Origin of the sequence: Arthrobacter sp. NPDC097144, from assembly GCF_044762205.1 — a bacterium.
In the GTDB taxonomy this organism is placed as follows: Bacteria; Actinomycetota; Actinomycetes; order Actinomycetales; family Micrococcaceae; genus Arthrobacter_B.
On record NZ_JBIWDW010000001.1, the window covers coordinates 180,825 to 207,525 of the forward strand.

General features: G+C 66.3%; 26 protein-coding genes. 3 read left to right on the plus strand and 23 right to left on the minus strand.

Translation table 11 applies throughout. The annotated features are described in order from the left end of the window. Positions 1-3: 3 nt before the first annotated feature. A complete protein-coding gene (locus ACIQXM_RS00830; protein ID WP_400926192.1) occupies positions 4-300 on the plus strand; it encodes an acylphosphatase in 297 nt (98 codons plus the stop codon). Here ACIQXM_RS00830 and ACIQXM_RS00835 read toward each other — a convergent pair. From ACIQXM_RS00835 to ACIQXM_RS00935, 21 genes are all read right to left on the minus strand, one after another. Further along, entirely contained in the window at positions 201-1,205 is a 1,005-nt protein-coding gene (locus ACIQXM_RS00835) for a MurR/RpiR family transcriptional regulator (protein ID WP_400926195.1), read from the minus strand. The genes ACIQXM_RS00830 and ACIQXM_RS00835 overlap by 100 nt on opposite strands. Continuing rightward, positions 1,205-2,152 carry an N-acetylmuramic acid 6-phosphate etherase gene (gene murQ / locus ACIQXM_RS00840; RefSeq protein WP_400926198.1) on the minus strand — a complete coding sequence of 316 codons (948 nt, stop codon included), beginning with the start codon at positions 2,150-2,152 and terminating at the stop codon, positions 1,205-1,207. Before murQ ends, ACIQXM_RS00835 begins: the two co-directional genes overlap by 1 nt. Then, positions 2,145-3,056 carry an N-acetylglucosamine kinase gene (locus ACIQXM_RS00845; RefSeq protein ID WP_400926201.1) on the minus strand — a complete coding sequence of 304 codons (912 nt, stop codon included), beginning with the start codon at positions 3,054-3,056 and terminating at the stop codon, positions 2,145-2,147. The genes murQ and ACIQXM_RS00845 overlap by 8 nt, the downstream gene beginning before the upstream one ends. Next, positions 3,050-4,249, minus strand: coding sequence for an anhydro-N-acetylmuramic acid kinase (locus ACIQXM_RS00850; protein ID WP_400926203.1), 1,200 nt, complete (start codon positions 4,247-4,249; stop codon positions 3,050-3,052). Before ACIQXM_RS00850 ends, ACIQXM_RS00845 begins: the two co-directional genes overlap by 7 nt. Beyond that, positions 4,246-5,787 (minus strand): glycoside hydrolase family 3 N-terminal domain-containing protein, encoded by a 1,542-nt coding sequence (locus ACIQXM_RS00855; protein ID WP_400926206.1) that lies wholly within the window; start codon positions 5,785-5,787, stop codon positions 4,246-4,248. Before ACIQXM_RS00855 ends, ACIQXM_RS00850 begins: the two co-directional genes overlap by 4 nt. Continuing rightward, positions 5,784-6,581: a carbohydrate ABC transporter permease gene (locus tag ACIQXM_RS00860; RefSeq protein WP_400927689.1), complete on the minus strand. Its 798-nt coding sequence runs from the start codon at positions 6,579-6,581 to the stop codon at positions 5,784-5,786. Before ACIQXM_RS00860 ends, ACIQXM_RS00855 begins: the two co-directional genes overlap by 4 nt. Before the next feature lie 41 nt (positions 6,582-6,622). Then, a complete protein-coding gene (locus ACIQXM_RS00865) occupies positions 6,623-7,606 on the minus strand; it encodes a carbohydrate ABC transporter permease (RefSeq protein ID WP_400926209.1) in 984 nt (327 codons plus the stop codon). Positions 7,607-7,618: 12 nt separating this feature from the next. Next, positions 7,619-8,896: a sugar ABC transporter substrate-binding protein gene (locus tag ACIQXM_RS00870; protein ID WP_400926212.1), complete on the minus strand. Its 1,278-nt coding sequence runs from the start codon at positions 8,894-8,896 to the stop codon at positions 7,619-7,621. A 300-nt stretch (positions 8,897-9,196) separates the two neighbouring features. Continuing rightward, the gene (locus tag ACIQXM_RS00875; protein ID WP_400926215.1) at positions 9,197-9,811 is read right to left on the minus strand and encodes a hypothetical protein; all 615 of its coding nucleotides are present in this window, start codon (positions 9,809-9,811) and stop codon (positions 9,197-9,199) included. A 253-nt stretch (positions 9,812-10,064) separates the two neighbouring features. Continuing rightward, complete coding sequence (locus ACIQXM_RS00880; RefSeq protein ID WP_400926218.1) at positions 10,065-11,138, minus strand: NAD(P)/FAD-dependent oxidoreductase; 1,074 nt, start codon at positions 11,136-11,138, stop codon at positions 10,065-10,067. A 48-nt stretch (positions 11,139-11,186) separates the two neighbouring features. Continuing rightward, complete coding sequence (locus tag ACIQXM_RS00885) at positions 11,187-12,092, minus strand: aminoglycoside phosphotransferase family protein (RefSeq protein WP_400926221.1); 906 nt, start codon at positions 12,090-12,092, stop codon at positions 11,187-11,189. A 102-nt stretch (positions 12,093-12,194) separates the two neighbouring features. After that, positions 12,195-13,712 (minus strand): Asp-tRNA(Asn)/Glu-tRNA(Gln) amidotransferase subunit GatB, encoded by a 1,518-nt coding sequence (gene gatB, locus ACIQXM_RS00890; protein WP_400926224.1) that lies wholly within the window; start codon positions 13,710-13,712, stop codon positions 12,195-12,197. Next, on the minus strand, positions 13,712-15,214 hold the full coding sequence (gene gatA, locus ACIQXM_RS00895) for an Asp-tRNA(Asn)/Glu-tRNA(Gln) amidotransferase subunit GatA (RefSeq protein ID WP_400926227.1): 1,503 nt from the start codon (positions 15,212-15,214) through the stop codon (positions 13,712-13,714). Before gatA ends, gatB begins: the two co-directional genes overlap by 1 nt. Before the next feature lie 8 nt (positions 15,215-15,222). After that, positions 15,223-15,519, minus strand: a complete 297-nt coding sequence (gatC, locus tag ACIQXM_RS00900; protein ID WP_400926230.1) for an Asp-tRNA(Asn)/Glu-tRNA(Gln) amidotransferase subunit GatC — start codon at positions 15,517-15,519, stop codon at positions 15,223-15,225. A gap of 360 nt (positions 15,520-15,879) precedes the next feature. After that, positions 15,880-16,374, minus strand: coding sequence for a GNAT family N-acetyltransferase (locus tag ACIQXM_RS00905; protein WP_400926233.1), 495 nt, complete (start codon positions 16,372-16,374; stop codon positions 15,880-15,882). 135 nt (positions 16,375-16,509) lie between these two features. Next, positions 16,510-16,956 (minus strand): TraR/DksA family transcriptional regulator, encoded by a 447-nt coding sequence (locus tag ACIQXM_RS00910; protein ID WP_400926235.1) that lies wholly within the window; start codon positions 16,954-16,956, stop codon positions 16,510-16,512. 177 nt (positions 16,957-17,133) lie between these two features. Then, entirely contained in the window at positions 17,134-17,793 is a 660-nt protein-coding gene (locus ACIQXM_RS00915; RefSeq protein WP_400926238.1) for an ABC transporter ATP-binding protein, read from the minus strand. Next, positions 17,783-18,691 carry an ATP-binding cassette domain-containing protein gene (locus ACIQXM_RS00920; protein ID WP_400926240.1) on the minus strand — a complete coding sequence of 303 codons (909 nt, stop codon included), beginning with the start codon at positions 18,689-18,691 and terminating at the stop codon, positions 17,783-17,785. Before ACIQXM_RS00920 ends, ACIQXM_RS00915 begins: the two co-directional genes overlap by 11 nt. After that, the gene (locus ACIQXM_RS00925) at positions 18,688-19,569 is read right to left on the minus strand and encodes an ABC transporter permease (RefSeq protein ID WP_400926243.1); all 882 of its coding nucleotides are present in this window, start codon (positions 19,567-19,569) and stop codon (positions 18,688-18,690) included. The genes ACIQXM_RS00920 and ACIQXM_RS00925 overlap by 4 nt, the downstream gene beginning before the upstream one ends. Further along, on the minus strand, positions 19,562-20,587 hold the full coding sequence (locus ACIQXM_RS00930; RefSeq protein WP_400926246.1) for an ABC transporter permease: 1,026 nt from the start codon (positions 20,585-20,587) through the stop codon (positions 19,562-19,564). The genes ACIQXM_RS00925 and ACIQXM_RS00930 overlap by 8 nt, the downstream gene beginning before the upstream one ends. 3 nt (positions 20,588-20,590) lie before the next feature. Then, entirely contained in the window at positions 20,591-22,204 is a 1,614-nt protein-coding gene (locus ACIQXM_RS00935) for an ABC transporter substrate-binding protein (protein ID WP_400926249.1), read from the minus strand. Between the two features lie 181 nt (positions 22,205-22,385). On the opposite strand from ACIQXM_RS00935, the gene ACIQXM_RS00940 reads away from it, so the two are divergent. Together ACIQXM_RS00940 and ACIQXM_RS00945 are read left to right on the plus strand one after the other, a co-directional pair. Next, entirely contained in the window at positions 22,386-22,718 is a 333-nt protein-coding gene (locus tag ACIQXM_RS00940; protein ID WP_400926252.1) for an ArsR/SmtB family transcription factor, read from the plus strand. A 34-nt stretch (positions 22,719-22,752) separates the two neighbouring features. After that, positions 22,753-23,532, plus strand: a complete 780-nt coding sequence (locus tag ACIQXM_RS00945; protein WP_400926255.1) for a class I SAM-dependent methyltransferase — start codon at positions 22,753-22,755, stop codon at positions 23,530-23,532. Positions 23,533-23,551: 19 nt separating this feature from the next. On the opposite strand, the gene ACIQXM_RS00950 is transcribed toward ACIQXM_RS00945, so the two are convergent. Both ACIQXM_RS00950 and ligA read right to left on the minus strand, forming a co-directional pair. Then, complete coding sequence (locus ACIQXM_RS00950) at positions 23,552-24,352, minus strand: inositol monophosphatase family protein (RefSeq protein WP_400926258.1); 801 nt, start codon at positions 24,350-24,352, stop codon at positions 23,552-23,554. Continuing rightward, a complete protein-coding gene (ligA, locus tag ACIQXM_RS00955; RefSeq protein ID WP_400926261.1) occupies positions 24,349-26,586 on the minus strand; it encodes an NAD-dependent DNA ligase LigA in 2,238 nt (745 codons plus the stop codon). The genes ACIQXM_RS00950 and ligA overlap by 4 nt, the downstream gene beginning before the upstream one ends. Between the last annotated feature and the right edge of the window lie 115 nt (positions 26,587-26,701).

The following is a 26,701-nucleotide window of genomic DNA, read 5'->3' on the forward strand; positions in this document are numbered from 1 at the left end:
CCCATGACGCCTACGGATACCAGCTCACCCGCCCGCCGCCTCACGGCCCGGATCACCGGCAACGTGCAGGCCGTGGGGTTCCGCTACCGCACCCTGCAGCAAGCCATCCGGCTGGGGCTCACCGGGGTGGTTTCCAACCGGAACGACGGCTCGGTGCGGGTGGTGGCGGAGGGCTCCCCGGCGGATCTGGACAGCCTGCTTCAGTGGCTGGAGTCCCCGGCCGCTCCGGGCAGCGTTGCCGCCGTTGAGGCGTCCTCGTCCGATGCCACCGGGGAGTTCCCGGATTTCCGCACGGACTGAACCGGACTCTGCGGGAACCCGGTGCGGTCGCGGCGGGGGAAGTTCGGGTCCGAGCGCTGCCGGATCACCGCTTCCCGCGTCCGGCTGAGCGAGTCGTTCACGGTGTCGAAGAGGCTCTGCGCAAGCCGTACGAAAAGCACGTCGACCACCGCAAGCTGGGCGGTCCGGCTTGCCGTGGCTCCGGAACGGAAAGCATGCTCGCGTGCCTGCGTGGTCAGCAGGATGTCGCACATTCCGGCCAGCGGAGAACCGGAGTCATTGGTGATGCCCACGGTGGTGGCACCGGTGCGCCGGGCCTCCCGCAGCAGGCCGAGGACTTCCGGGGTGACGCCGGAGTGGGACACGGCAATGAACACGCCGCCCGGGCGGAGCAGGGCAGTCGAGGACAGGGCCAGGTGCACGTCCGCGTGATGGGAGCTGCGGCGGCCGATGCGCTGCAGTTTCATGTTGAGGTCATGCGCCGTCAGGCCGGAGGAGCCAAACCCGGCAATCACCACGTCCGGTGCCTGGACCAGTGCGTCCCGGGCACGGTCAACAGCCGTAAGGTCCAGCTCCCGGAGGGTGTGCTCAATGGCCTGGGTCTCCTGGAAGAGCACTTTTGCGGCGACGTCGGCCACCGTGTCCGCCGGATCGATGTCCCCGGTGGACACGTTGGAGCGGTCAAGATCCGCCTGGTCCCGGCTGGTGGTTCCCACCAGGTCAAACCGGAATTCGCGGTACCCGGAGTAGCCCAGGCTCTGGCAGAACCGGGCCACGGTGGCCGCCGACGTACCGCAGAGTTCGGCCACGCGGTTGATGGGGTTGTCGACGACGATGTGCGGATCGGCCAGGATCGCACTGGCCACCTTGGCCTCGGCGGTGCTGAAGCGGTCCAGTGACCCCTGGATCCGGGTGAGTGCGCGCATCAGTGTGCGGTCGCTTCGGAGATGGCGGGGCGCAGGAAGCCGCCGTTGGCCTCAAGCGCAGCAACGGCGTCGGAAGCGGGAATGCCGGCTTCGATCGCCAGGATGGCTGCCTTGACCCAGCCTCCGCTGGCCTCAAGCGCAGCAGCGGCGTCGCAAGGATCGGCCCCGGTGGCGAGGATAACGGTGCGCTCGCTGCGGGCGCGCAGCTTTTCATTCGTAGCCCGGAGGTCAACCATAAAGTTACGGTAAACCTTGCCGGCCCGAACCATGGCACCGGTGCTGATGGTGTTGAGCACAAGCTTCTGCGCGGAACCTGCTTTGAGCCGGGTTGATCCGGTGAGAAGCTCGGGGCCAACCTCTGTTTCGATGGCGACATCCGCTGCAGCACCGATTGCCGAATTCGGGTTGCAGGAGTGCGCCACGGTGAACGCTCCGCGCTCCCGGGCCCGCTGCAGCGCGCCGATTACGTACGGAGTCCGCCCGGAGGCGGAGATGCCCACCACGCTGTCATCGGGTCCCAGCTCCAGTGCATCCACGTCAGCGGCGCCGGAGCCGGCGTCGTCTTCGGCGTTTTCGACGGCGGTGCGGATGGCCCCGGCCCCGCCCGCGATCCGGCCGATAATGACGTCGTCGGTGATCCCAAAGGTGGGCGGGGCCTCGCTCGCGTCCAGGATTCCCATGCGTCCGGCGGTGCCGGCGCCCATGTAGATGAGCCGGCCGCCGCGGGCCATGCCGGCGACAATCCCGTTGAGCGCAGCGGTAATCCGGGGGGCCTGGGCGGCGACGGCGTTGGCTACCGCACGTTCGCTGTCGATCATGGCGTGCACAAATTCAGCATCGGTGAGCAGGTCGAGGTCCGGATAACGCTCGCCCACCGTCTCGGTCGGCAGGGTGCCGAGGAAATCGCGCAGGTGCGCGCGGTCCTCGGTTCGGTGTGCGTTATCCACGGATAATCCTTTCTTCGTAACCCAAATCGGTGCGCGTGATGATGAGTGCAGCGCCGTCCAGGGCGTCCCCTCGGGACGGGATGATGGTGATGCCCGCTGCGGCGAACGTCGCCGTCAGTTCGGCAGAGAAATACGGGTGCCCGGCGACGCCGCCCCACACTGCCAGCTCCGGGGATCCGGCTGCGCGGGCCGTGGCGGCAAGAGCGGTGCACGCCCGGCTCACGATGTCCCGGGCAACGGGATCGCCGTCGGCAGCGGCGTCCAGTACGTCCGGGGCGAAGCGGCCCAGGCGGCGGGCCGGGTTGCTTTCGGCTCCCACCCACGCCGGCATGGCCGCCAGGTCACCGGCGAGGTCGGCGGCGCGAAGGGTCAGTGCGGTGGGTGCGCCGCGGCCGTCGAAATGACGCAGCGCCGCGAGCAGTCCTTCCTGACCGATCCAGCGGCCGCTTCCCTCGTCCCCGAGCCACGGACCCCAGCCGTCAATCTGCCGGGTTTTTCCGTCTTCCGCCACGGCGTAGGCGATTGCTCCGGTTCCGATGATGAGGATGACTCCCGCGCCGCCGTCGAAAGCGCCGGCATGCGCGGCCAGGGCGTCGTTGATCAGGGCCACCGGCGCGCCGGTGAAGGCGCGCACCCGGGCCGCTAGGTCCTCGGCCGCGGCACGGGCTGCCTCGACGCCGGCAGCGCCGATGCCGACACCCTCGATATCCGCGCGGTTCTCCGGGGAGAAACGGTTCAGTACGGTGCGGATGGCATGGGCGGACTTGGCCGCTCCGTCAAAGTCGGCCAGGCCGGGAGCACCCGGCCCGCTCTCTTCCGCGATGATCCCGCCGGCATCGAAGAGCCGGATGCGGCAGGAGGTTTTTCCCAGGTCTACCGCCAGGCGGCGCGGTTCTGTCAGCACTGTGTTCTCCGGGTTGAGGGCGCAATCATGGTCAGGCTGCCGATGCCGTTCAACGGTGCCGGCAGGGTGAATCCGAGCGGCCCCGGGCTGAGGACACCGGCGATCCGGGCGGTTCCCCGGTTCAGGCTTACCGGTATGCGGTGCCATGAGCAGAAGCCCAGGAAGGCGAAAAGCAGGGACTCCTTGAAATCGGGGTTGAGGCCCAACTCGTCGCTGGTCCGCAGGCTCACGCCGTCCGGGGTCAGGGCGGCTGAGAGCTCGCGCAGCAGGCCGGGGTTCCGCACGCCGCCGCCGGAGGCGACCACCGTACGGACCTCAGGGCCGTGGCTCCGCAGGGCAGCAGCAACGGTGGCTGCCGTATACCGGGTCAGGGTTGCCAGCCGGTCGGGAAGGTCCAGCCGCACTCCGGCGGTTTCCTCGGCTGCGAGCACACCGGCCAGGGTGAACGTTTCGCGGCCGGTGCTCTTGGGCGCCGGCCGCTGCAGGAACGGGTGTTCCAGCAGCGCCGCGAGCACGCCGTCGTGCACTGTACCGGCGGCCGCTAGTTTTCCGTCAAGGTCAAAGCCCAGGGCGCCGCCCGTCTGCTCCGCCACGGCCGCATCCAGGAGGACGTTGGCCGGGCCGGTGTCGAAGGCGAGGGCAGACCCGTCACCGCGCAGAATCTGCAGGTTGGCGATGCCGCCGAGGTTCAGGGTGGCGGTCCGTGCGGCGGGATCAAAGAATGCTGCGTCGAACAGTCCCATGAGCGGAGCTCCCTGGCCGCCGGCAGCAATGTCCGCGGCCCGCAGGTTGGACAGGACCGGGCAGCCGGCTGCCTCAGCGATCCACGCGGGCTCGCCCAGCTGGAGCGTTCCGCGCGCCCGGCCTTCCTCGACCCAGTGGAACACCGTCTGTCCGTGTGAGACCACCAAATCCGGCACGGCACCGCATTCGGTGATCGCCGCGGCCGCTGCCGCCGCGAAGCCCTGCCCGAGGGCGGTGGTGAGGGCGGTGTGCGCTCCCGCGTCCAGGGCCGCGCCGTCAGCATAGGCCAGGATTTGGGCCTGGAGTTCAGGCGCCCAGTCCACTGTGCGGGTCAGCAGCGGAGCCAGGGCAACGTCCGGAGCCGCCGGATTACCGCTCGCGGTCGCTTCCACCACAGCCACGTCGATGCCGTCCGCGCTCGTGCCCGACTGCAGCGACACGATGATCATGCGGTGCCCTCCGCGCAGATGAGCCGGGCCACAATGCCGGCGCTCAGCGCGGAGTCGGCCAAAGCGTCAATGCGGTCCAGCCGGCATTCGTATCCGGTGCCCGGGACCACGCCCACATTGACGACGACGGCGTCGGGACGGACCGCCCCGATCTGCTCCAGCGCCTCCCGCTGGCTTCCCGGAACCCCGATGCGGTCCACCAGGACAACGACGTCGGTATCCGTTGCTGCCTGCCCGAGGCTGTCCGGAAGAGCAGCCGCTGACACGGCCGGGTCCAGTTTCCGGCGCTCCGCGAAGGCCCGCCGGAAGGCATCGGACTCCGACGCCACGGCAATGGTTGCCCGGGCCCGCAGATCAAGCAGGGAAACGCGCGATCCGTGACGCGCCGGGCTGCCCTGTATTTCCATTCCGGGAGCCACTTCGGCCGCCCAGTCCGGTTCAGGCTCCGTGTTCAGCCCGGATCCAGCGACCGGACCCGAGGTCGGCGGCCCGGACAGGCTCCGGGCCGCTTCCAGAGCATCCGCCAGCGATCGGACCCGGGCGGCTGCGCGCCGCAGCAGGTCCAGATCGAGCTCATCCGAGGCGACGGCCGCCAGCAGCGCATCCCGCACCTCGAGATAGTCCGAGTAATCGGCGTCGGGCTTCCCGGTGGTGCCGGGGTTGGTCCGGGGATTGCCGATGCACAGCAGATCCGCGCCGGCCCGGATTGCCGCGACGGCACCGGGTCCGGCGCCCACGCTTTCGCGGATAACTGCCATGTCCAGCGCATCGGTGATGATGACGCCTTCAAAGCCCAGCGCGCGGAGCTTGCCCAGGATCAGCGGATTTAGGGTCGCCGGCGCCTGGCCCCACTCCGGCACCCGGATATGCGCCGTCATGATGGTCCGGACACCGGCATCGATCGCCGCGCGGAACGGCTCAAAATGGACGGCTTCAATCTCGGCAGTTCCCAGGTCCAGCTCCGGCAGGGAAAGGTGGGAGTCGGAGTGGGTGTCCCCGTGCCCGGGGAAGTGCTTGGCGCAGGCGGCGACATCCCCGGATGCCTGGATCCCGCGAACCGTTGCCGCAGCATGGACGGCGACGGCGGGAGCCTCGGCTCCGAAGGAGCGCACCCCGATGACCGGGTTGGCGGGGTTGGTATTCACGTCGGCAACCGGCCCCAGGACGAGGTTGACGCCGGCCGCGCGGGCGCGGGCGGCAATCGCCGCACCAGCAGCGGTGCTGAGTCCGACGTCGTTCACCCGGCCCAGCTGTGCCGGACCGGGGATCGTGGAGCCGGAGACCGCTTCCAGGCGGGTCACGGTACCGCCCTCCTCATCGATGGCGAGGAGGGCGTTGGACCGGTGGGCGCGGACGGAGGCCGAGAGGGCTGCGGTGTCTGCGGAGATGTTCTGGCCGAAGTAGACAACACCCGCAAGGCCTTCCTCGAGGGCGGCGGCAAGCCACGGGGGCAGCTCGGTGCCGAAGAAGCCGGGAACGATGACTCCGTTGACTGCTTCAAGCACCGCCGGGTCCGGCGTCAGCGCCGGGATACTCATCCCTTCACCGCTCCGGCCACGAGGCCGGAGGAGAGTTTGCCCTGGACCACGATGAAGAAGATCATCACGGGCAGGGTGATCAGCGTTGACGCTGCCATGACGTGGCCCCAGTCGTTGGAATTCTCTCCGAAGAACTGCTTGAGGCCGATCGCCACGGTGTAATTCTCGCTGGCTCCGCCGAGCATTGTCATCGCAAAGATGAACTCGTTCCAGGCGGTGATAAAGCTGAAGACGCTGGTTGCCACCAGTCCCGGCATGACGAGCGGGAGCATGATGGAGCGGAACATCCGCCACCAGCTCGCGCCGTCCAGGAACGCGGCCTCCTCGAGCTCAACCGGAACTGCTGCCACAAAGCCGCGCAGCATCCAGATGCCGAACGGCAGCGAGATGGTGACGTAAACGATGATGAGGCCCAGCAGTGTGTTGAGCAGCTGCAGGTCACGCACCTGCACAAACAGCGGGATAACGAGGGCTTCCAGCGGAACCATCTGCACAATGAGGATCATGAGCAGCACCGCGGTCCGGAACTTGAACCGAAAGCGGGCCACGGCAACCGAGGCAAAGAGTGACAGGACTGCACTGCAGCCAACCACTGCGACGGCGACGATCAATGAGTTGCGCAGGAACCGGGCAAAGCCGCCGTCGTCCAGGACAAAGGCAAAGTTGTCCAGGGTGAGTTTTGACGGGATGAGCCCCTGGGAGCCGCTGGCTGCGTTGGCGTCGAACGCGCTGGACATCATCCAGTAAACGGGGAAGAGCGTGAAGAGCAGGAGCAGTGCAACAAGCAGGCCCATGATTGCGTTGCGGCGGACGCGTGCCGCGGCGGATTTGCGGCTCACAGCTCGTCCTCCTTCATCAGTACCCGGATGTAAATGACGGTGATGACCAGCAGCACCAGGGTGAGCAGCACGGCGATGGCAGAGCCGAATCCGTACCGGTTTTGGCCAAAGGACTCCACATAGGACCAGACGCCGAGGTTGAGGACACTGCGGTTGGTGCCCGCTCCGCCCGGCATCAGGTAGACCTGTCCGAACACCTTGAAGTCCCAGATGGTGGACAGGATGATAACCACGGCGAAGACCTGCTTGAGCGAGGGAAAAGTGATCTGGAAGAACCGGCGGAAGGCTCCGGCGCCGTCCATTTGGGCGGCCTCCAGCATTTCTTTGGACACGCCGAGCAGGCCGGCCATCACGGTAATTGCCACAAACGGAAAACCATGATGCACCACGTTGATTAGGACAATCAGGTAGAACGTCCAGCGGTTGGTGAACCAGTTGAACGGCTCGTCCATCAGGCCCGCACCCATCAGCAGGTGGTTGACGATGCCGTTGTCGGCGTCGAAAATCCAGACCCAGACGTAGGTGCCGGTCACGGCTGGCATGGCCCATGCGACCATGATGGCGCTGCCCGCGACGGTGCGCCAAAACATGCCCAGGTTGCTCATCAGCAGGGCAACAAGTGTTCCGAGCAGCACGGTGCACAGCACCGCAGCAACGGCAAAGACCACCGTGTTCGGCAATACGACCGACCACAGCGCGGGATCGCTAAGAGCCTCCGTGTAGTTGGCGCCGCCAATGAAGTTGGTGTCCCCGCTGACGATCTGGCGGAGTCCGTAATCCTGGAAGGAAAACAGCACCACGCGGATAAGCGGCCAGAGGAGCAGCGCCGCCAAAACAAGCAGGGCGGGCGCGAGCAGGAGCCACGGGCGAGCCGCAGCCGCAGCGGCGGCGGCCGCCCCGCGCCGTCGTCCGCCGGGGCCTCCGGCCGCCGGGGAGCGTGAGCTTCCCGGGACGGCCGGAGGCTGAACCGTGGTGGTCATGGGTAGGTCTTCTTACTTCTCGTTGAGAATTTCGGTCATTTCGGCTGCCGCGTCGGCCGTGGCCTGCTCCACGTTCTTTTCGCCGGAGAGGATCGACTGAATCATCGCGTTGGTGGTCTTCTTGGCCTGTACGGCACCGAATTTGGGAGTGACGGGCAGGTAGGCTCCAGCTTCGACCATCTGGTCTGCGAAGGCTTCGGTTATTTCATCGGCATTGGCGACTGTGGCGTCAAGTGCAGAGGTCTCGCCCGGGAAGTAACCGCTCTGGGTGGCCCACTCCGTGGCGAACTCCCCCGTGGTCATGAGGTCAATGAACTCCCAGGCCAGATCCTTGTCCTTGGTTGTCTCGAACATGGTCAGGTGGGATCCGCCCAGCATCGACGGACTGATGCCGTCCTTCTGGCCGGGAACGGGGAAGGATCCGATCTTTCCCTCCAGCTCCGGGTTCTTTTCGATGATGGTGGCGGGGGTCCAGGAACCCATCATGGCCATGCCAACCTTGCCCTGGGCGAAGTTGTCCAGGACGTCCGTTTCCTTCCAGGTGGTTGCGCCGGTAGTGGAGGACCCGTCCTTAAGCGCCAGATCCGTGTAGAACTGGATTCCGGCACGAGCCTCCGGGGTGTCCAGCCCGGAGGTCCAGGTGTCGCCGGATTTGGTGGCTACCTCGCCGCCCGCTCCCCAGACCCAGGGATACGTCAGGTATTCCGCGTCTCCGGCGACCGGGAAGGGGATGAGATCGGGGTTGGTTGTCTTGAGTTTCAGGACTGCGTCCCGGAACTGCTCCCAGGTGCCGGGTTCGGCGATGCCGGCAGCTTCGAAAATGTCGGTGCGGTAGACAATGGAGCGAACGCCGGCGTACCAGGGCATGCCGTAGAGCTCGTTATCGAGTTTGCCCGGTTCCACAAGGCCCTCAACAAGCTTGCCGTCCAAGCCTGCCTCGGTGACGTAATCCCCGATGGGTGCCAGCGCTCCGGCTTCCGCGAACTCAGCCGTCCAGGTGGTGCCGGTCTCGGCAACATCGGGGGTGGTGCCGCCGGCAATGGCCGTCACGAAGCGGTCGTGGGCATCCGCCCACTGCACCATCTCCACGTTGAGCGTTGCTCCGGTCCGTTCCGTGAAGGCTTCCCCTGCCCGGTCAAAGAAATCCTCGGATTCCGTATTGGTGCCCTGCATGATCCAGACGTCGAGCGTTTCACCGTCCCCGCCGGTGCCGCTGTCGCCCGCAGAACAAGCACTCAGACCGAGTGCAGCCGTGGCCAGGATGGCGAGCGGCAGATGGCGCTTCTTCATTGAAGTCTCCTCGTAGATGGCAGATGCCCGTGATGGTCTGAAAATAGTATTCACGGAGATTGCCTGTGACGCAACTAACTTTCAAAGGCTTCTGGTTTTGGGCAAAGAAAAGCGCCGGCAGACTGTGTGGGGAAGTTGGGGGAACATCCCTAGTCTGCCGGCGCCGGATAGGTCACTACTCTATCCATTCATCACTCGCACCCTTATGAGGTATCTCCTACAGTAATCACACCGGCTGGGCGGGAACTGTAGGAAAGCTGGCAACTTCCTGAGTGCCTCTTCTGCGGGTTAAACCGCAGATCAGGAAGCTTTTTGGCAACCCGGTGCCTGACGCGCTTTTTGGACTTCCTGCGGGGCACTGCTGGAAGCCAGAACCAGCCTGGGGCGCTTGGCCGCGGACGCCTTCGGTTCGGAAGCGGCCGTGCCGCCGGGCTTCTGTTCGCGGTTATTCTGGGGTTTGTTCTGCTGGGGTTTGTTCTGCTGGGGCTTGTTCTGCTGGGGCTTGTTCGCTTCAGGGGTCTCGTGAAGGGGCGGGCGCACTGCCGCTGCCTGGGCGGCAGCAACAGCCTGGGCCACGGACTCTGCCACGGCGGCCCTGCGTGCAGCTGCCACTGCGTCGGTCATGGGCACTCCCGGACCGACATTGCGGACCGCGGGGGCATACCGCCCCGTTGGAGCCGGGGGCCGCAGGGCCGCGCGGAATTCCTGGGAGGCGGAACGGGCGGTATCGACAAGCGCCACCGCTGCCGTGTGCTCCTGGGTTCGCTCAGTCCGCTGCAGCAGGAATTTCTGGACGAACCGGTAGATTGCCGCAATCACCACGATCAGCGCGATGCCGGTGCCGTAAAGAAGGGTCAGGGAAAAGGCCAGGGAGGTGGTTCCGCCGGAAAAGAATCCGATCCCCGTTATTGCCATCAACAGCCATAGGCAGGAAATAACAGTGAGCACGGTTCGGGCTTTTATGTAGAGGGAACGCTGCTGCACGCCAACCAGCTGTGGCGGCAATATATCTGGCACTGGGACAGACCTTTCAAAGCAAAAGGCGGATCAGAAAAGAGGAGAACGACCGCCTGGGTTTATTCTTCAACTCTAGGCACCCGGGCCCGGAAAAAAGACCATTCCAACCAGCCCGGAGCGATTCGTTATACAACCGTAAGTGTGATATTGGTCATAATGTGAGGCGGCCCGGGCTGAGCGCTTCAGCGGCCGGTGAATCCTGTCCCTGGCCGAGCAGGAGCGCAGCACCAAGTTCGGCAATTCCGGATGACGTTTGGAAGCCGTAACCGCCCTGGCCCGCAAGCCAGAAGAAGCCGGGAACGACGTCGTCGTACCCCACCACCGGCAGGCCGTCAGCGGCTTGGGTCCGCAGCCCGGTCCAGGATTTTTCCACTCCGGTAATGCCCAGCGTCGTCACTGAATTGACCAGCTCCACCAGGGCGGCCACCTCATCGGGCACCGGCTGGGCGTCCGTCGGTTCACTGGGAACGCTCTCCGACGGCGAAATCAGGACCCGGCTTCCTTCGGGACGGTAATAGAAGGACTCGTCGGCCGCGGCCACCATGGGAGCGCCGTCGCCCGGCGGGTTCTCGGCGTCGACGACGGCGGCGGTGCGGCGGTAGGGCTGCAGTCCGCGCGGCCGGGCGCAGTAGAGGGTTGCCAGCTCGTCTGCCCACGCACCTGCGGCGTTGACCACCGTCCGGGACCGGATGCTCGAGTGTCCCGCCCCGGTCCGCCACCTGCCGTCCTCATACACAGCACTGTGGACCGGTGCACCGGTGCGGATGCTGCCGCCGCGATCCAGGATCCGCTCCCGGTGGTACTCCATGAGCGCATCGGTGTTGCAGGCAACGGAGGAAGTATCCAGGCCGGCGGCAGGAAAGAGGTCCTGCTTCAGTTCCGGTGCCAGCACCTGCAGCTGCGCCGGCGTAATGGGATGCATGTGGCCGCTGGCCCGGTCCCGTACGGTTTCTTCGCTGCCCACCAGGACAAAGCTGCGCGGGGTGAGGACAGGCTCCGGCAGATGGACTTCCAAGGCCCGGATCAGTGCCAGGGTTCGAATGGTCAGGTCCTGGATGACCGGCGGGCCGTAACTGGGAATGAGCTGGCGCGCAGAACGGGACGAGGTGTGGAACCCCAGCGTCTCCTCGGCCTCCACCACGAGGACGCCGGTCCGGCCGGCCAGCGCCGAGGCCAGCGACAGCCCCGCGATTCCGCCGCCGACCACCAAAACATCACACTCCACCGCATTCTCCTTTTCTGTCCCGGCCGGCTGTCCCGGCCGGCTGTCCCGTCACAGCCAGTCCGGCACGTCGGTGAGGATCTCCATCAGGGTCTCCGAACCCAGGAGGTACATGCCCGGATGGTCGTCGGAGTTGGACAGCAGAGCCGAGGCCATGCAAACGGCCCAGGCCTGCGCCCGGCCCCAGACGCAGGGATCGCCGTCGTACTGGCTTCCCAGGGCTGCCCGGAAGGCACTGCGCCCGTTTTGGTCAAAGACCAGCCAGGCCGCTGCGAGGTCGGTGGCCGGATCTCCGGCGGTCAGGTCGCCGAAATCAATGACGGCCTGCAGGGTGCTGCCGTCCGCGGTGCCCACGAGGTTTCCCGGATGCAGGTCGCCGTGGAGCCACAGTGCCGGGCCCGGCCAGGGCGGGAGCTTGAGGCCGGCCTCCCAGAGTTCACGGACCCGGGCCGCATGCGGCACCATGCCGCTGGCCAGCCGGTCCCTCACCGCATCGTTGCGTTCCTCCAGCGGTACGCCCCGCACCGCGTTGTAGGGGAAGCCCGGCGGGGCAGGCTGGTGGAAAACGTTCAGGAACCCAGCCAGTTGGTTGGCGAGGGCCGTGTTGCGGTCCCTCGGCTGCAGGGACACCTCCACCCCGTCGAACCAGCGGGTGATGTTCCACGGCCAGGGAAATGCTTCGGAGGGCCGGCCGGCCAGGACGGGAGCCGACGTTGCCACGGGGAGGTTGCTGGTCAGTCCCGGGAGCCACTGCTGCTCATTGGCCGTCAGCTGCGCTGCCGAAACTCGCCGGGGAAGCCGGACGGCGTGGTCGGCTCCGAGCCGGAAAATGTAGTTGTCCCAGCCGTTGGCGACCGGGAGCAGCGGCTCATCAGCCAGCGAGGGATGCTGTTCGCGCAGCAGGCGCTGCACCAGATGAGTATCCACAAAGATCTCTGCCGCAGGATGGTTGGCCATGCCAGAACCCTACAGTCCGTCCACATCCGGCGTCTGCTTAAAGCACTGCCGACCCCGGGAATCCCGGGGCCGGCAGTGTTGCGGCGGTTGGCGCGGCGGTGATTAGCCCTGCACGCCGAGGCGTTCCAGGATCAACTCGCGGACGCGGCCGGCGTCGGCCTGCCCGCGGGTGGCCTTCATGACGCCGCCAACAATGGCGCCCACAGCCTGGACCTTGCCGCCGCGGATCTTGTCCGCAACGTCGGGCTGGGCTGCCAGGGCGGCATCGATGGCTTCGAGCAGGGGGCCGTCGTCGGACACCACGGCCAGGCCGCGGGCTTCGATGACTTCCTCCGGAGTGCCTTCGCCGGCGAGCACGCCGTCGAGGACCTGGCGGGCCAGCTTGTCGTTGATCTTGCCGGCCTGGATCAGGCGGTCAAGCTCCACGATCAGTTCGGGAGTCACGCCCACCTCGGTGGGATCGACTTCAGCTTCCTTGGCGCGGCGGGACACTTCGCCCATCCACCACTTGCGGGCCACCTGTGCGGAGGCTCCGGCGGCGACGGTCTCCTCGATGGAGTCCATGACGCCGGCGTTGACGACGTCGCGGAACTCGGCATCCGAGTAACCCCAGTCCGACTGCAGGCGCTTGCGGCGCTCGGCGGGCGGCTCGGGAAGGCGGGAGCGCAGCTCTTCGATCCATTCCGGCGTGGTGACTACGGGAACCAGATCGGGCTCCGGGAAGTAGCGGTAGTCATCGGCGTCGGACTTGGGCCGGCCCGACGTCGTCGAGCGGGTGTCCTCATGCCAGTGCCGGGTCTCCTGGACAATCTTGTTGCCGGATTCCAGAACGGCAGCGTGGCGTTGGATCTCGAAACGGACGGCGCGTTCGACGGCGCGCAGCGAGTTCACGTTCTTGGTTTCCGAGCGCGTGCCGAACTTTTCCTGGCCGTACGGACGCAGCGACACGTTGGCATCGCAGCGGACGTTGCCGCGTTCCATCTTGGCGTCGGAAACGCCCAGGTTCTTCACGATCTCGCGGATTGCCGCCACATAGGCCTTCGCCAGTTCGGGTGCACGGGAACCGGCACCCTCAATGGGCTTGGTGACAATTTCCACCAGGGGAACACCGGAGCGGTTGTAGTCCACCAGGGAGAAGTCGGCGCCCTGGATGCGGCCGGCCGCGCCGCCCATGTGGGTGAGCTTGCCGGCGTCTTCCTCCATGTGCGCACGCTCGATCTCGACGCGGAACACGGTGCCGTCTTCCAGCTCGATATCCAGGTAGCCGTCGTACGCAATGGGATCTTCGTACTGCGAGGTCTGGAAGTTCTTGGGCGTGTCCGGGTAGAAGTACTGCTTCCGGGCGAAGGTGCAGGATTCGGCGATCTTGCAGTTCAGCGCCAGGCCGATCAGGATCGAGTACTCCACGGCGGTCTTGTTCACCACCGGCAGGACGCCGGGCATGCCCAGGCACACCGGGGTGACATTGGTGTTCGGCTCGTCGCCGAAGACGTTGGGCGCATCGGAGAACATCTTGGTGTTGGTGCTGAGCTCCACATGGACCTCAAAACCGAGCACCGGATCATACTTCTCCATGGCCTCGTCGAAGGACAGGGTCTCGTCCTGGATGTGCACAGACATTACTTGACTCCTCCGAGTACGGGTGCGGAGGCCAGCAGCGGGCCGCCCCACTTCTTTTCCAGCAGGCCCTCGAGAGCGGCACCGGCGCGGTACAGGCGGGCATCTTCCCGGACCGGAGCCAGGAACTGGATGCCCACGGGCAGTCCGTCAGCAAGGCCGCCGGGGATGGAGATGCCCGGGACGCCGGCCATGTTGGCCGGGATGGTGGCAACGTCATTCAGGTACATGGCCAGCGGATCGTCCAGCTTCTCCCCCAGCTTGAATGCCGTGTTGGGCGAAGTCGGGGAGATCAGCACGTCAGCCTTGGCGAATGCGGCGTTGAAGTCGCGCTGGATTAGGGTGCGCACCTTCTGGGCCGAGCCGTAGTAAGCGTCGTAGTAGCCTGCGGACAGGGCGTAGGTGCCCAGGATGATGCGGCGCTTGACCTCGTCGCCGAAACCGGCGGCACGGGTGGCGGCCATGACCCGTTCGATGGTCATGGGGCCGTCGGCGGGCAGGGCACGCAGGCCGTACCGGACGCCGTCGTACTTGGCCAGGTTCGAGGAAGCCTCGGACGGCATGATCAGGTAGTAGGCACCCAGCGCGTACTTGAAGTTGGGGCAGGAAACCTCAACGATTTCCGCGCCGGCGTCCTTCAGCAGTTCCAGGGATTCGGAGAAACGGGCCAGGACTCCTGCTTCGTAGCCTTCGCCCTGCAGTTCCTTGACGATGCCGATGCGCATCCCGGCGACGCTGCCGTTTCGGGCAGCTTCCACGAGGTTACCCACGGGATCGGGCAGCGACGTGGAGTCGCGGGGGTCGTGGCCGCCGATGACTTCCTGCAGCAGTGCAGCGTCCAGGACGGTGCGCGATACCGGGCCGATCTGGTCCAGCGAGGAGGCCATGGCAATGGCGCCGTAGCGGGAGACGCCGCCGTAGGTGGGCTTCACGCCGACAGAACCGGTGACGGCGGCCGGCTGGCGGATGGATCCGCCGGTGTCAGTGCCCAGCGCCAGCGGAGCCTCGAAGGCGGCGACGGCGGCTGCGGAACCGCCGCCGGAGCCGCCGGGGATGCGGTCCAGGTCCCACGGGTTGCGGGTGGGGCCGAATGCGGAGTGCTCGGTGGAGGAACCCATGGCGAATTCGTCCAGGTTGGTCTTGCCCAGCATCGGCATGCGGGCGGCACGGATCCGGGTGATCACCGTGGCGTCGTACGGGCTCATCCAGCCCTCAAGCATCTTGGAGCCGGCCGTGGTGGGCTGGCCCTTGGTGACAATGAGGTCCTTGATGGCGATCGGCACGCCGGCGAGGGTGTGCAGCGATTCGCCGGCGGCGCGGGCCTTGTCGACGTCGGCTGCTACCTGCAGCGCTTCGTCGGTGTTCACGTGGAGGAAGGCGTTGACGGCGCCGTCCACCTCGGAGATGCGGTCCAGGTGGGCCTGCGTGACCTCGACGGCGGATACCTCGCCGGCCGCGAGCTTGTCTGCCAGGACGGCAGCGCTCGAAGTAATCAGTTCATTCATGGAAGTCTTTACTCCTCATCCAGGATGGCAGGGACCTTGAAGCGGCCGGCCGCATTGTCGGGAGCACCGGAGAGCGCTTCTTCATTGGTCAGGGTCTGCCCTACAACATCCTCGCGGAACACATTGACCAGCGGGATGGGGTGGGAAGTGGCGGGGATGTCCTCACCGGCAACTTCGCTAACGGATTTGATCGAATCAACAATGACATCGAGTTCGCCGGCCATTTTGGCCAGTTCATCCTCGGTCATCTCAATGTGGGCCAGATGCGTCAGGTGCGCCACAGCCTCACGATTGATCTCAGACATGAGTCTCCCATGCGTCTTTTTTCGGATAAAAAGGTATCCGTTCCAGTCTACGGCGTTTGGTGGCGCCGTTTTTCGGAGCACCGGGGAGGGGAAGCGCCGTCGTCCCGGCCAGCCGGCGGTCCTCCGTGCAGAAAACGGGACCACACGCCCCTCCGCCCATTCCTCCGTGCAGATAACGGGACCAAAAAGGCGTTTTGAGCCGGTATGGGCCCCTCATCTGCCCGAAGGATCCCAGCAAAGCCCCTCATCTGCCCGAAGGATCCCAGCACCCCGGAACGGGGCCACAGGAAACCCCCACCCGCAGAAGGTGCGGATGGGGGTCTCATGAGCGTTGCTTTGCCCGAAAGGCGGCCGTGCGGGTCAGAGCTCCAGAACGAAAACCCAGAGGAGGATGTCTTCATCCTGCACGTACCAGTCGCGCTCCGGAACACGTTTGAATCCCAGGGACCGGTAAAGCGCGTGCGCCCCGGTCATGGGAGTCATGCTGGTCAGGCTGACAGCATGGATGCCGTCGAGGGTCCGGGCGTAGTCAATGATGGCTGCCACCAGGGCCCGGCCGACGCCGCCGCGCTGCAGGGCGGGATCCACGGCAAGCATGCGGAACTCCAGCTCGCCCTCGATCGCAATGTCCGTGTAGGGCTGACCGGCAAAAGTAATGGCTGCCGAAGCTGCCACCTTGCCGTCCAGTTCAGCAACCCAGACCAGCGCGTTCGCGGCGCGGTCTTCTACGTTTTCCAGATCCTTCACGTAGGGGTTGTCTGCCTCGATGAAGTTGGCAGTCAGGTATGCGTCACGGGTGATCCGGCGGATGTCGTCGAAGTCTGCCTCGGTGGCCTGCCGGATGGTGATGCTCATGCGTCGTACGGATCCTTGCGTCGGTCTTGATTTCCACCGATGATTCTAGCCGCCCTGATCAGTCCCTTGGCGCCGGTCGTGTCGCCGGACACCGCCGGGGTGACCGGGCACTTATTCATCCCAGGCGGCAACCGGCTAACGACGCCGCGCGGCCGCCGCGCAGGCAACGCAAAAACGTGCCTCGGGCCGGATTTCCAGACGCTCGGCCGGAATGGGATTGCCGCACATCTCACAGACCCCGAACGTGCCTTCGTCCAGCCGGACCCGTGCATCAAGGAGTTCAATGAGCGAGGCTTCGGCGGCCGCGAGCAGGGCCATTTCATTGTTGCGTTCAACTGAGACGGTGGATCCTTCGGGATCATGCTCGTCGTCGGCGGGAGTGTCCTTGGCCGCGAGGGTTACCTCACGGATATCCGCCACGACACCGCTGATCTTTTCCCGGGCGGAATGGATGCGCTCGTCCAGAAGCTGCTCAAAACGGGCCTTGTCCAGATCAGCCGGGGTGGCACGCTTGGGAGCCGCAACGTTCGCGGATGCAGCCGTTGAGGGGTTCCGCGGAGCGGCAGTTGCTTTACGTGTCATGGGGGTTCCTCCTGGTCCCGGAATGCCAAGCAGTGTCATAGATTATCCGCTCTCACCTGCCCAAACGCCCTGCTGCAGAAAGCCGCTTTCCTCAGGGCTTAAAGCCGCGCTGATTCACGGCTGAGGATCAGGCTGATCCGCCTTTCAACGGACCGGCGGACCGGTGCAGGGTTGCTGTCACACAGCGGCAGTGATAGTTCCGGGCAGGTGCAGCGTGGTCCCGCACCAGGCCTCCAGGAGTTGGCGGTCATGGCTCAGCACCAGGACCCCGACGCCGCGGGCAGCGACCTCCTCACGGACAACCCGGACCACAGCCGCCGTGGTGGCGGCGTCAAGCATGGCTGTCGCCTCATCGCAGATGAGGTAGCCCGGTGCAGCGGCCAGGGACCGGGCAAGACAGGCACGCTGGAGCTGGCCGTCGGAAACCTCGTGGGGGTGCCGGTCCAGCAGGTCGGGAGTCAGCTGGACCCTGTCGGCGAGCTGCCGGACCCCCGCGTCCACGTCCTTGCGGCGCCCGGTACGGCTTATCCGGGAATACCCCTCCGCGATAACGCTCCGCAGCGTCATCCGGGGGCTGCAGGACCGGCGCGGGGACTGAAACAGCATGGCCACACCGCCGTCGCCCGCTGCCTGGACGGGTGCTCCGTTGCAGGACACGTGCCCCGTTGACGGCCTCAGCAGGCCGGCCAGTATCCGGGCCATGGTGGTTTTGCCACTGCCGGAGGGACCGGCCAGGCCCACTTGGCTGCCTCCGGGGATGCTCAGGTTCACGTTCTGAAGCACCGTTATGCTGCCGTAGGCGAATCCCACGTTCACGGCGCTGAGTTCACCGGGCACGGCCGGCCTCCTTTTCCCTGGCCGTACGCAGCCGGTCAGCATAGGTGTAATCCGGCGGCAGATTTGTCAGTTCCGGCGGCATGCCGGGCATCGGATGCAGCCCGTTGGCTGGAAGCGCCGCGAGCAGATCCGCGGTGTACCGTTCCGCGGGCGCCGTGAGGATCTGCGCGGCCGGACCGGTTTCGATAATCCGTCCCGCGTACATGACGGAAAGCTCGTCCGCTATGGCCGCCGAGGCGAGCGCCTGCAGATCGTGCGTGATCAGTACGACGGCGGTGCCGGAGTCTGCGGTGCTGCGCAGCAGTTCCAGCGTGAGCCGGGCCAGGCCGGGATCCAGACCGGAGATCGGTTCGTCCGCCACGAGCACGTCGGGATCCCCGGCAAGGGCGAAGGCAAGGGCCGCCCGCTGCAGCATGCCCCCGCTCAACTCATGCGGAAACGCCTCCATGGCAGCCTCATCCAGGTTGACCCGCGCCAGCAGCTGCTCTGCGGTGGCGTTCCCGCGCAATTCGCCGATCGTCTCGCGCAGCTGCGCCCCCACCCTGCGGACCGGGGTGAGATAGGTGGCGGCGGACTGGGGAACGTAGCCGATCCGCCGTCCCCGAAGCTTTGCGGTCCTGGCGGCCGCTGCACGCCCCGCGCCGGTCAGGGCCGTGGCAGTTCCCCCGCGGTCCACATAGTCCAGCCGTCCCCGGGCCAGCGTGCCAGCCGGAAGCATGCCGAGGATGGCGGCGGCCAGCGTCGTCTTTCCGCAGCCTGACTCCCCCACCACGGCATGCACCCGGCCGCGGCTGGCCGTAAAGTCCACGTCAGTCGCAGCGTGCACCCATGCCGGAGTTCCGCGGATCACCACCGGAATCCGGATGGTGTGTCCCTTGGCCCTAATAGCTGCGCTCACGACCGGCCTCCAATTCTGGAGACGAGCCCGCCTCCGCAGGCCGCAAGGGCCCAGGCGGCGAGGAGGAGCAGCAGTGCGGGGAACACCAGCGCCCACCAGCCGCCCAGCAGCACCTCGGCCTGCGCTTCCTGCATCAGCGTCCCCAGGGAAGCCCGGTCAGGTGAGAGGCCGAGCCCAAGGAAAGACAGCGTGGATTCATGCCAGATGGCGTGGGGCATGAGCATCACGGTGGCCACCACGCCCTGCCCCAGCGCGGCCGGCAGGAAATGCCGGCGGATCACCTGGGCAGGGGTCCCGCCCAGAAGGTAGGACGCTTCCACATACTCCAGGCCGCGCACCGACAGAACTTCCGCGCGGACTATCCTGGCAACCTGCGTCCAGTGCGTCAGGGCAATGGACGCAATGATGGCAATGACGGATCCCCTGAACATTGCCACGATCACCACGCCCAGCAGCAGGTGCGGAACAGCATTGACCGCATCGATGATCCGCATGATGATCCGGTCTGTCCGGCCGCCCGCGGCCGCAGACACCGATCCCACCAGCATTCCCAGGCCCATTGCCAGGACGGCGCAGAGCGCGGCAATGAGCAGCGACACGCGTAGCCCTGAGGCCAGCCGGGTAAACAGGTCGCGGCCGGCATGGTCTGTTCCGAACCAATGGGCGGACGACGGCGGCAGGCGGCCGGAGCCGAAATCGGTCAGTTTCTGGTCCGTGCCGGCCAGCAGGGGAACAAAGACTGCATAGGCAACAATGGCGGCAAGGATGGCCGCGCCGCCGATTGCACCCCTGCGCGTTCCGGCACGGCGGCGCTCCGGGGGAACCACGCGGCGCAGGTCCGGCGCATCCTGCGGGCTGGAGCTGTCTGCGCTAGGCATCGGCGGTCACCCTCGGATCGATAAGGACGTACAGGAGATCCGCGAGCAGCGAGGCGGCCAGCACAGCCATGGTCGTCATCACGGTGAGGGCTGCCAGCAGGGCAAAATCCAGTGCCTGCGCTGAAGACACCACAGCCGCGGCCAGGCCCGGCCAGGAAAACACCGTCTCAATCAGCACGGCACCAACAATGACTTCCGGAAGCCTGGATCCGAGCACCGCGATGAACGGAGCCAGCGCCGAAGGCAGCACATGTTTGTGAATCACCGTTCTTTCCCGCAGTCCGCGGAGCCGGGCACCGCGCACGGCATCGGATCCCAGCACCCCCGTCATGGAGGCGCGCAGGGAAAGAACCAGCCACGGCAGCTGGGACAGCGTGGTGGCCAGCACTGGCAGCACCATGTGCCGGGCCACCTGCCCTGCGCTGATCCCGGCGCCGGGATCTGTCAGCCCGCCGCCGGGCAGCCAGCCGGCCGTTACCGCGAAAACGGCCAGCAGGCCCAGGGAAATGACAAACGGCGGCAGTCCCTGAAGGAGGGTGGCGGCACAGCCCATGGTCCGGTCCAGCAGTGCGCCCGGACGGTGCGCGCAGCGCACGGCCACCAGAACCGAGACGACCATTGCAAGGAACAGTCCTGTCCCTGCAACCAGCAGCGTCCACGGCAGGCGCTCGGACATCACCGTCGTCACCGGCTGGCGGAAAACCCTTGAATGCCCCAGGTCGCCGCTGAGCGCCGAAACGACCCACTGCCACCAGGCCTGATACCAGGACGTGTCCAGGCTCAGGGCTTCCGAGAGCTGCTGGCGCTGGTCGACTGTGGCCTGCACGTACCGGTCCCCCAGGTAGGCGGCGAGCGGATCGAAGGGTGAAATTCCGGCGAGCAGGAAAACCAGCAGGCTGACTCCTCCGACGATGGGGACTGCCAGGACACAGCGGCGGAAGGCAATGGTGCCCAGGTCCGCACGCCGTCGCCGCCGGCGCATCTTCCGGCCGGGCAGCAGCGCCGTTTCCCTTTGCACGGGCTACTCCCGGGTCCAGTCACGCAGGCTCCACCAGAAGCCCCAGCCGACGTCGTGGGTGTGTGGTTCCAGGACCGTCCGGATGTTTTGCCAGCCCATGTCCTTCTGGATGTAGTTGTGGTTGATGAAAGCCAGCATGACGTAGCCGGGTTGTTGGATGTACAAATCCTGGACGGCCAGGTAGTGGGCGGTACGTTCTGCCGGGTGAGGACTTTGACGGGCTGCTTCCAGGTGGCTGTCCATCGCTGCAGTGCCGGTGTTGCCGGGATTCGCGAACGGTGAGCCGGAGCCCGGTATAGCCGTATGGAGGGTCTCGAAGAGCTGCGAGTCCAGGTCATAGGGTTTGTCGCCGCCGCCCAGGAGGATCCCGACGTCGGCGCGCCGTTCCTCGATGACGTTCCAGTCGGTGCCGAGGAGGGTCACGTCCACACCGAGCTTGGACATGTCCGAGGCAAAGGCAAGGGACAGGTCCCTGCGGAGGGTGTCGCTGGCGTTGTACGCCAGTTCAAAGGAGGCCCGCACTCCGTCTCTGGCCCGTACCCCGTCCTCTCCCGGGAGCCAGCCCGCCTCGTCCAGGAGCACTGCGGCTGCCTCGGGGTCATAGGGAAAAGCAGCCTCCGGATTGAAGGCATCCCCGTATACCGGTGCCACCGGAGTGTGGGCCGGGATGCCGCGGCCGTCCAGCACATGGTCCACGACGCCTTCGCGGTCAACGGCCAGGTTCATGGCCAGCACCGAATTGGGGTCGCCGGCGAAAACGCTGCCGGACGGCAGGGACAGCCCCCGCCAATCGGCCGTCCCCACGGCTTCGTGCGAGTATCCGGGCTTGTCCTCATAAGCTGCAGCCAGCCGCGGCGGCAGCACAGTTCCGTCGATCTCTCCCGATTGAAGCCGCTGAGCCCGTGAGTTGTCATCGGGAACGTGGATTATGGTCACGGTTTTCACCTCCGGGGCACCGTTCCAGTAGTCCTCATTGGCGCTCAGGACCAGCTCATCCGGGCGCAGAGAGGTGACCTTATACGGTCCGGTTCCCACCGGCTCCGTGTTGAGGGACGATTCGGCTGCCAGGCCCGGTGTGAGCCGTTCCGACGGCGCGATGCCCAGCAGCAGCCTGCTGGCGAACCCCGAATAGGGGTACTTCAGCCGGAAGGTGACGGTTCCGTCAGCTGCAGTGGTAACGTCCTGGAGCATGTCGTAGGAAGGCGCCAGCTCGGAGGCTGACCCAGGGTCGATGACGGCCTCATAAGTGGCAGCAACATCACCGGCATCCAGGGCAGTCCCGTCGCTGAAGTTCACGCCCTCGCGGACACGGACCGTCCATTGGGTGCCCTCGGCATTGCTCTGCGGCAGCTCCGTCGCCAGCCATGGAACGAGGTCGGGCAGGGACGAGGAACCGTCCTTGGGCGAAAGCCGCAGGAGCCCGTCATAAATATGTGACTGTCCACTGTCCCCATGGCCTCCCACGGGGTTGAACCGGCCGGGTTCAGTGGCATCAGCGAGTACAAGCGCGGCGTTGTCCCGTGTCCCCTCCGCATCCGCTGTGCAGCCGGTCAAAGCGGTCAGCAGCAGGACAATCGCCGCCGCTCGTGGGCGGTTCTGCAAACTAGGCTCTGCCATGGGGCTCCCGTCAACGTATGCATCCCTGTGCAGATAATGATGAATCAGCGCCTGCCTTCGCCACCATGCTCAGGTCCCAAACCTGCTCCGGAACCCGTGCTTTCGTGTGCCTGGTCCCGGATCCGGGGACGCCCCGTGCCGGAGCTCTGCAGCGGACTCGGCGTGTGCAAGGATTCGAGGTATGGAACCCTTGCCGTACAAGGCCGCCGCTGACTCGGTGGAGGACGTTCCCGGCACCGTTGATGTGCAGGGATGGGCTGCCCGCTTTGACCTGATTTCGGATCCGACCCGGCTCAAGCTGCTCCTTTGCCTGCACTTTAGTCCGGAGATCTCGGTGACCCGGCTGGCTGCAGCCTCCGGCGTCTCGCAGACGGTCGTTAGCCAGTCGCTGCGTCCGCTGCGGGACCGCGAATGGGTGGTGATGGTGAAAGTCGGCCGCGAGCACCGCTACCGGCTGGTCGACGATTCCCTTCACCTCCTGCTGCACACCATCGGGGCGCCGCATCCCCATTGACCTGGTGCTCTGAGTGAACGGAAGAAGGACTGCAGTGGTTGATGCGCACTACAACGAGCCGCGGCTGGTGGCGCTCTACGACGAGGACAACGCAGGCAGGTGGGACATCGACTTCTACACCGGCATGCTCGGCACGCTCAGCGAACAGCGCGGGCCGCTGCGGATTGCGGACGTCGGCTGCGGCACCGGCAGCTTTGCCGTGGAACTGGCGCAGGCCGGTCATGCGGTGACCGGCATTGACCCGGCGCCCGGGATGCTGGACGCCGCGAGATCACGCCACGGCGGTGAACTGGTGACGTGGCTGCGCGGAACCGCCGAGGACCTGCCGGCGGGTCCCTTTGATGCAGCGCTGATGACCGGGCACGCTTTTCAGTGCCTGCTCACCGAAGCGCAAATCCTCGCCTCGCTCCGGGCCGTGCGTTCCCGGCTTGGCCCCGGGGGAACCTTTTATTTTGAAACCCGGAACCCGGCCGCGAAGGCGTGGCTGGAGTGGGACAGCGGCAGGACGGGACCGGAACGGCAGGAATCCTCGGCGGGAACGCTGGAAGTTGAATGGGAGCTGATTGCCGTCACCGAGGAGCCCGACGGCGTCCTGGTCACCTTCGAGGACCGCACACATTTCCTGTCCGACGGCGAGCGCTTCGCCAGCCGCAGCACCCTGAAGTTCACACCGGCCGACGTCCTCGCGCAGCTGCTGCACAAAGCCGGCTTTGGGCCGGTGGACTGGTACGGCGACTGGAACGGCGGGCCGCTGGACCCGGAGTCCAGCCGCGAGATCATTGTCGCCGCCAGCGCACGGAACCGGCTCCCCTAACACCTCGCTGGCCCCGCGGCTAAGAAACCACGGCAGCTCCGGCGGCCGTCACCGCCTCCAGCCGCTCAGCATCGCTGCCCGGTTTTCCCGGGCGCCGGACCGGAACTCCTGCCTCCTCGGCAATCAATGCCCCGGCGGCGTAATCGTATTCGTTGAGGCCGCGCTCCAGATAGGCGTCCAGCGTGCCGTCTGCCACCATGCACAAATCCAGCGCTGCGGACCCGAGCCGGCGCACATCGGCGAACCCGGCGGCCAGTTCCCCCAGCGCCGAATACTGTTCGGCGCGGACTCCGGCGTCATAGGAGAATCCGGTGCCCAGCAGTTTGCCGGTCCGTTCCGGATCGGGTCCGGTCAGTTTCCGGACGGTGACGGTGCCGTGTTCGGTCAGCCAGGCCCCGTGTCCCCGGGCGGCCGAATACACGCGCACCAGCGCCGGGGCGTGGACGACGCCGGCCAGCCAGACGCCGTCGTCGGTCACCGCGGCCACGGAGGTGGCGTAATAGAGGATGTTGCGGATGAAGTTGGTGGTGCCGTCCAGCGGATCGATGGACCAGCGGATGCCTGAGGCGTTCGCCGGAACGCTGGCCTCCAGCTCTTCACCTGTGACGGTGTCCTGCGGGCGCAGCCGGGCCAGGACCTCCCGGACCGCCCGCTCGGCGGCCGTGTCGAATTCGGTGACCCAGTCGCCGTCGGCACTCTTGTTGACCGCGTTCAGTCCCTCCGCGGTCCGCCCGGCCAGGACAGCCGCGCCTGCCGCGGCCGCCTGCCGCGCCACATCGAGCAGCTCCAGCGGATCGGCAGGATCGGGCAGCGGGCTCATTCGGCGCCTTCCTCCGGGACGGATTCTTCAGCTGCAGTGTCAAGCGGCACCGCGCCTTCGGCCAGCAGGACGCGGAAGCCGTCTTCGTCGATCACCCGGACACCCAGGGATTCGGCCTTGTCCAGCTTGGTTCCGGCGTTCTCCCCGGCCACCACATAGTCGGTCTTCTTCGAAACCGAGCCGGAAGCCTTGCCGCCGCGCGTCAGGATGGCCTCCTTCGCCTCATCCCTGCTGAAGTTCGGCAGGGTGCCGGTGACAACGACGGTCAGGCCCTCCAAGGTGCGCGGCATCGACTCGTCGCGCTCGTCCGCCATCCGCACTCCGGCGGCAGCCCAGGCGTCCACGATTTCGCGGTGCCAGTCCTCGGTGAACCATTCCGTTAGCGCGGCAGCAATCGTGGGGCCCACGCCGTCGACGTGTGCCAGCTGCTCCTCGGACGCGGCCCGGATGGCCTCCATGGAACCGAACGCACCGGCCAGGGCCCGCGCCGCCGTCGGGCCCACGTGCCGGATGGACAGCGCCACCAGGACCCGCCAGAGCGGCTGGGTTTTGGCCTTCTCCAGTTCAGTGAAGAGCTTGCGCGTTGTGGCACTGGGCTCGGACGGCTTTTTGGCCGTGCCCTTGGTGTAGAAGTACGGGACCAGCTCGGTGCCTTCCACCACGCCCTTGACGCGCTTGGGCCGTTCAATCCGGACGTCCGCCAAATCCTCGATCTTCAGGTCGAACAGGCCGGCCTCGCTGGTCAGCGGCGGGATTTCCGGTTCGGCGGGCGAAGTGAGCGCGATGGCCGCTTCCCAGCCGAGGGCCTCGATGTCGAAGGCGCCGCGGCCGGCCAGATGGAACACGCGTTCGCGCAGCTGGGAAGGGCAGGATTTGGCGTTGGGACAGCGGATGTCCACGTCCCCTTCCTTGGCCGGCTTCAGTTCGGTGCCGCAGGAGGGACAGTGGGTGGGCATCACGAAGTCGCGGACGGGCGGATCCTGGGCATCACGCAGCGCCATCACCGGGCCGACAATCTCGGGGATCACATCGCCGGCCTTGCGCAGCACCACGATGTCGCCGATCTTCACGCCCTTGGCCCTGACCACGTCCTGGTTATGCAGGGTGGCCATTTCAACGGTGGAGCCGGAGACCAGCACCGGCTCCATGATGCCGTACGGCGTGACGCGGCCGGTGCGGCCCACGTTCACCCGAATATCCAGCAGCTTGGTGTTCACTTCCTCCGGCGGATACTTGTAGGCCACGGACCAGCGCGGCACCCGGGAGGTGTTGCCCAGGGCCCGCTGCAGGGCGAAGTCATCCACCTTGACCACGATGCCGTCGATCTCGTGGGACAGATCGTGCCGGTGTTCGCCGTTGGTTGCAATGAAATCGAGCACCTCGTCGTAGGTGTCCAGCACCTTGTAATAGGGCGACGTCGGCAGGCCCCATTGCTTGAGCAGCTCATAGGTTTCGGATTGGCTGCCCGCGGCCAGTCCCTCGCGTGCCCCGATGCCGTGCACGTACATGCTCAGCGGCCGCCGTGCGGTGACCTCGGGGTCCTTCTGCCGCAGCGAGCCGGCGGCGGCATTGCGCGGGTTGGCGAACGGCGCTTTCCCGGCTTCCACCATGGACTCGTTCAGGCGGCTGAACTCCCGGGAGGGAATGAACACCTCGCCGCGTATTTCCATCTCGGCCGGCAGATCCTCGCCGGTGAGTTTCCGCGGGATGGAGGCAATGGTGAGCACGTTGTGAGTGATGTCCTCACCCGTGGTTCCGTCACCGCGGGTTGCCGCCCGGACCAGTTCGCCGTTCCGGTAGAGCAGGTTCACGGCCAGGCCGTCGATCTTGAGCTCAGTCAGCCACTTGATCTTCTCGCCGGGGGCGATGTTCGCAACGGATGCCTCGGTCTTGCGGACCCATGCATCCAGCTCGTCCAGCGAGAAAACATCCTCCAGGCTGTACATGCGCGCCAGATGTTCCACCGGGGCAAACGCGGCGGAAACCTCCCCGCCCACTTCCTGGGTGGGTGAATCATTGCTGACCAGTTCGGGATGCAGCGCCTCAAGCTCTTCCAGCCTGCGGTACAACCCGTCAAACTCGGCATCCGAGACCAGCGGGGCGTCGTCGTTGTAATACGCAAAGCGGTACCTGCGCACCTGATCCGCGAGGCTCTGGTATTCCTCGCGCAGTGCGTCAGCGGGAGGGGTATCAGTGCTCACGGAATCAACGGCGGCGGCAGCGGACGATTTCACAGGGCCGGATTCTTCCGGGGATGTCTTGGCTATGCTCACCTAACCAATCTTGCCGCATTCCGCCCCTTCCGTGGCAGCCCTGACACTCCGGCCGGATCCCCGCGCCCGGCCGCGG

Bases quoted from the DNA above. Each gene is read 5' to 3' on its own strand.
- ACIQXM_RS00830 (WP_400926192.1), top strand. From the start codon at position 4: ATGACGCCTACGGATACCAGCTCACCCGCCCGCCGCCTCACGGCCCGG.
- ACIQXM_RS00835 (WP_400926195.1), bottom strand. From the start codon at position 1,205: ATGCGCGCACTCACCCGGATCCAGGGGTCACTGGACCGCTTCAGCACC.
- ACIQXM_RS00850 (WP_400926203.1), bottom strand. From the start codon at position 4,249: ATGATCATCGTGTCGCTGCAGTCGGGCACGAGCGCGGACGGCATCGAC.
- ACIQXM_RS00855 (WP_400926206.1), bottom strand. From the start codon at position 5,787: ATGAGTATCCCGGCGCTGACGCCGGACCCGGCGGTGCTTGAAGCAGTC.
- ACIQXM_RS00860 (WP_400927689.1), bottom strand. From the start codon at position 6,581: ATGGGCCTGCTTGTTGCACTGCTCCTGCTCTTCACGCTCTTCCCCGTT.
- ACIQXM_RS00865 (WP_400926209.1), bottom strand. From the start codon at position 7,606: ATGACCACCACGGTTCAGCCTCCGGCCGTCCCGGGAAGCTCACGCTCC.
- ACIQXM_RS00870 (WP_400926212.1), bottom strand. From the start codon at position 8,896: ATGAAGAAGCGCCATCTGCCGCTCGCCATCCTGGCCACGGCTGCACTC.
- ACIQXM_RS00875 (WP_400926215.1), bottom strand. From the start codon at position 9,811: ATGGCAATAACGGGGATCGGATTCTTTTCCGGCGGAACCACCTCCCTG.
- ACIQXM_RS00885 (WP_400926221.1), bottom strand. From the start codon at position 12,092: ATGGCCAACCATCCTGCGGCAGAGATCTTTGTGGATACTCATCTGGTG.
- gatB (WP_400926224.1), bottom strand. From the start codon at position 13,712: ATGTCTGTGCACATCCAGGACGAGACCCTGTCCTTCGACGAGGCCATG.
- gatA (WP_400926227.1), bottom strand. From the start codon at position 15,214: ATGAATGAACTGATTACTTCGAGCGCTGCCGTCCTGGCAGACAAGCTC.
- gatC (WP_400926230.1), bottom strand. From the start codon at position 15,519: ATGTCTGAGATCAATCGTGAGGCTGTGGCGCACCTGACGCATCTGGCC.
- ACIQXM_RS00905 (WP_400926233.1), bottom strand. From the start codon at position 16,374: ATGAGCATCACCATCCGGCAGGCCACCGAGGCAGACTTCGACGACATC.
- ACIQXM_RS00910 (WP_400926235.1), bottom strand. From the start codon at position 16,956: ATGACACGTAAAGCAACTGCCGCTCCGCGGAACCCCTCAACGGCTGCA.
- ACIQXM_RS00925 (WP_400926243.1), bottom strand. From the start codon at position 19,569: ATGCCTAGCGCAGACAGCTCCAGCCCGCAGGATGCGCCGGACCTGCGC.
- ACIQXM_RS00935 (WP_400926249.1), bottom strand. From the start codon at position 22,204: ATGGCAGAGCCTAGTTTGCAGAACCGCCCACGAGCGGCGGCGATTGTC.
- ACIQXM_RS00940 (WP_400926252.1), top strand. From the start codon at position 22,386: ATGGAACCCTTGCCGTACAAGGCCGCCGCTGACTCGGTGGAGGACGTT.
- ACIQXM_RS00950 (WP_400926258.1), bottom strand. From the start codon at position 24,352: ATGAGCCCGCTGCCCGATCCTGCCGATCCGCTGGAGCTGCTCGATGTG.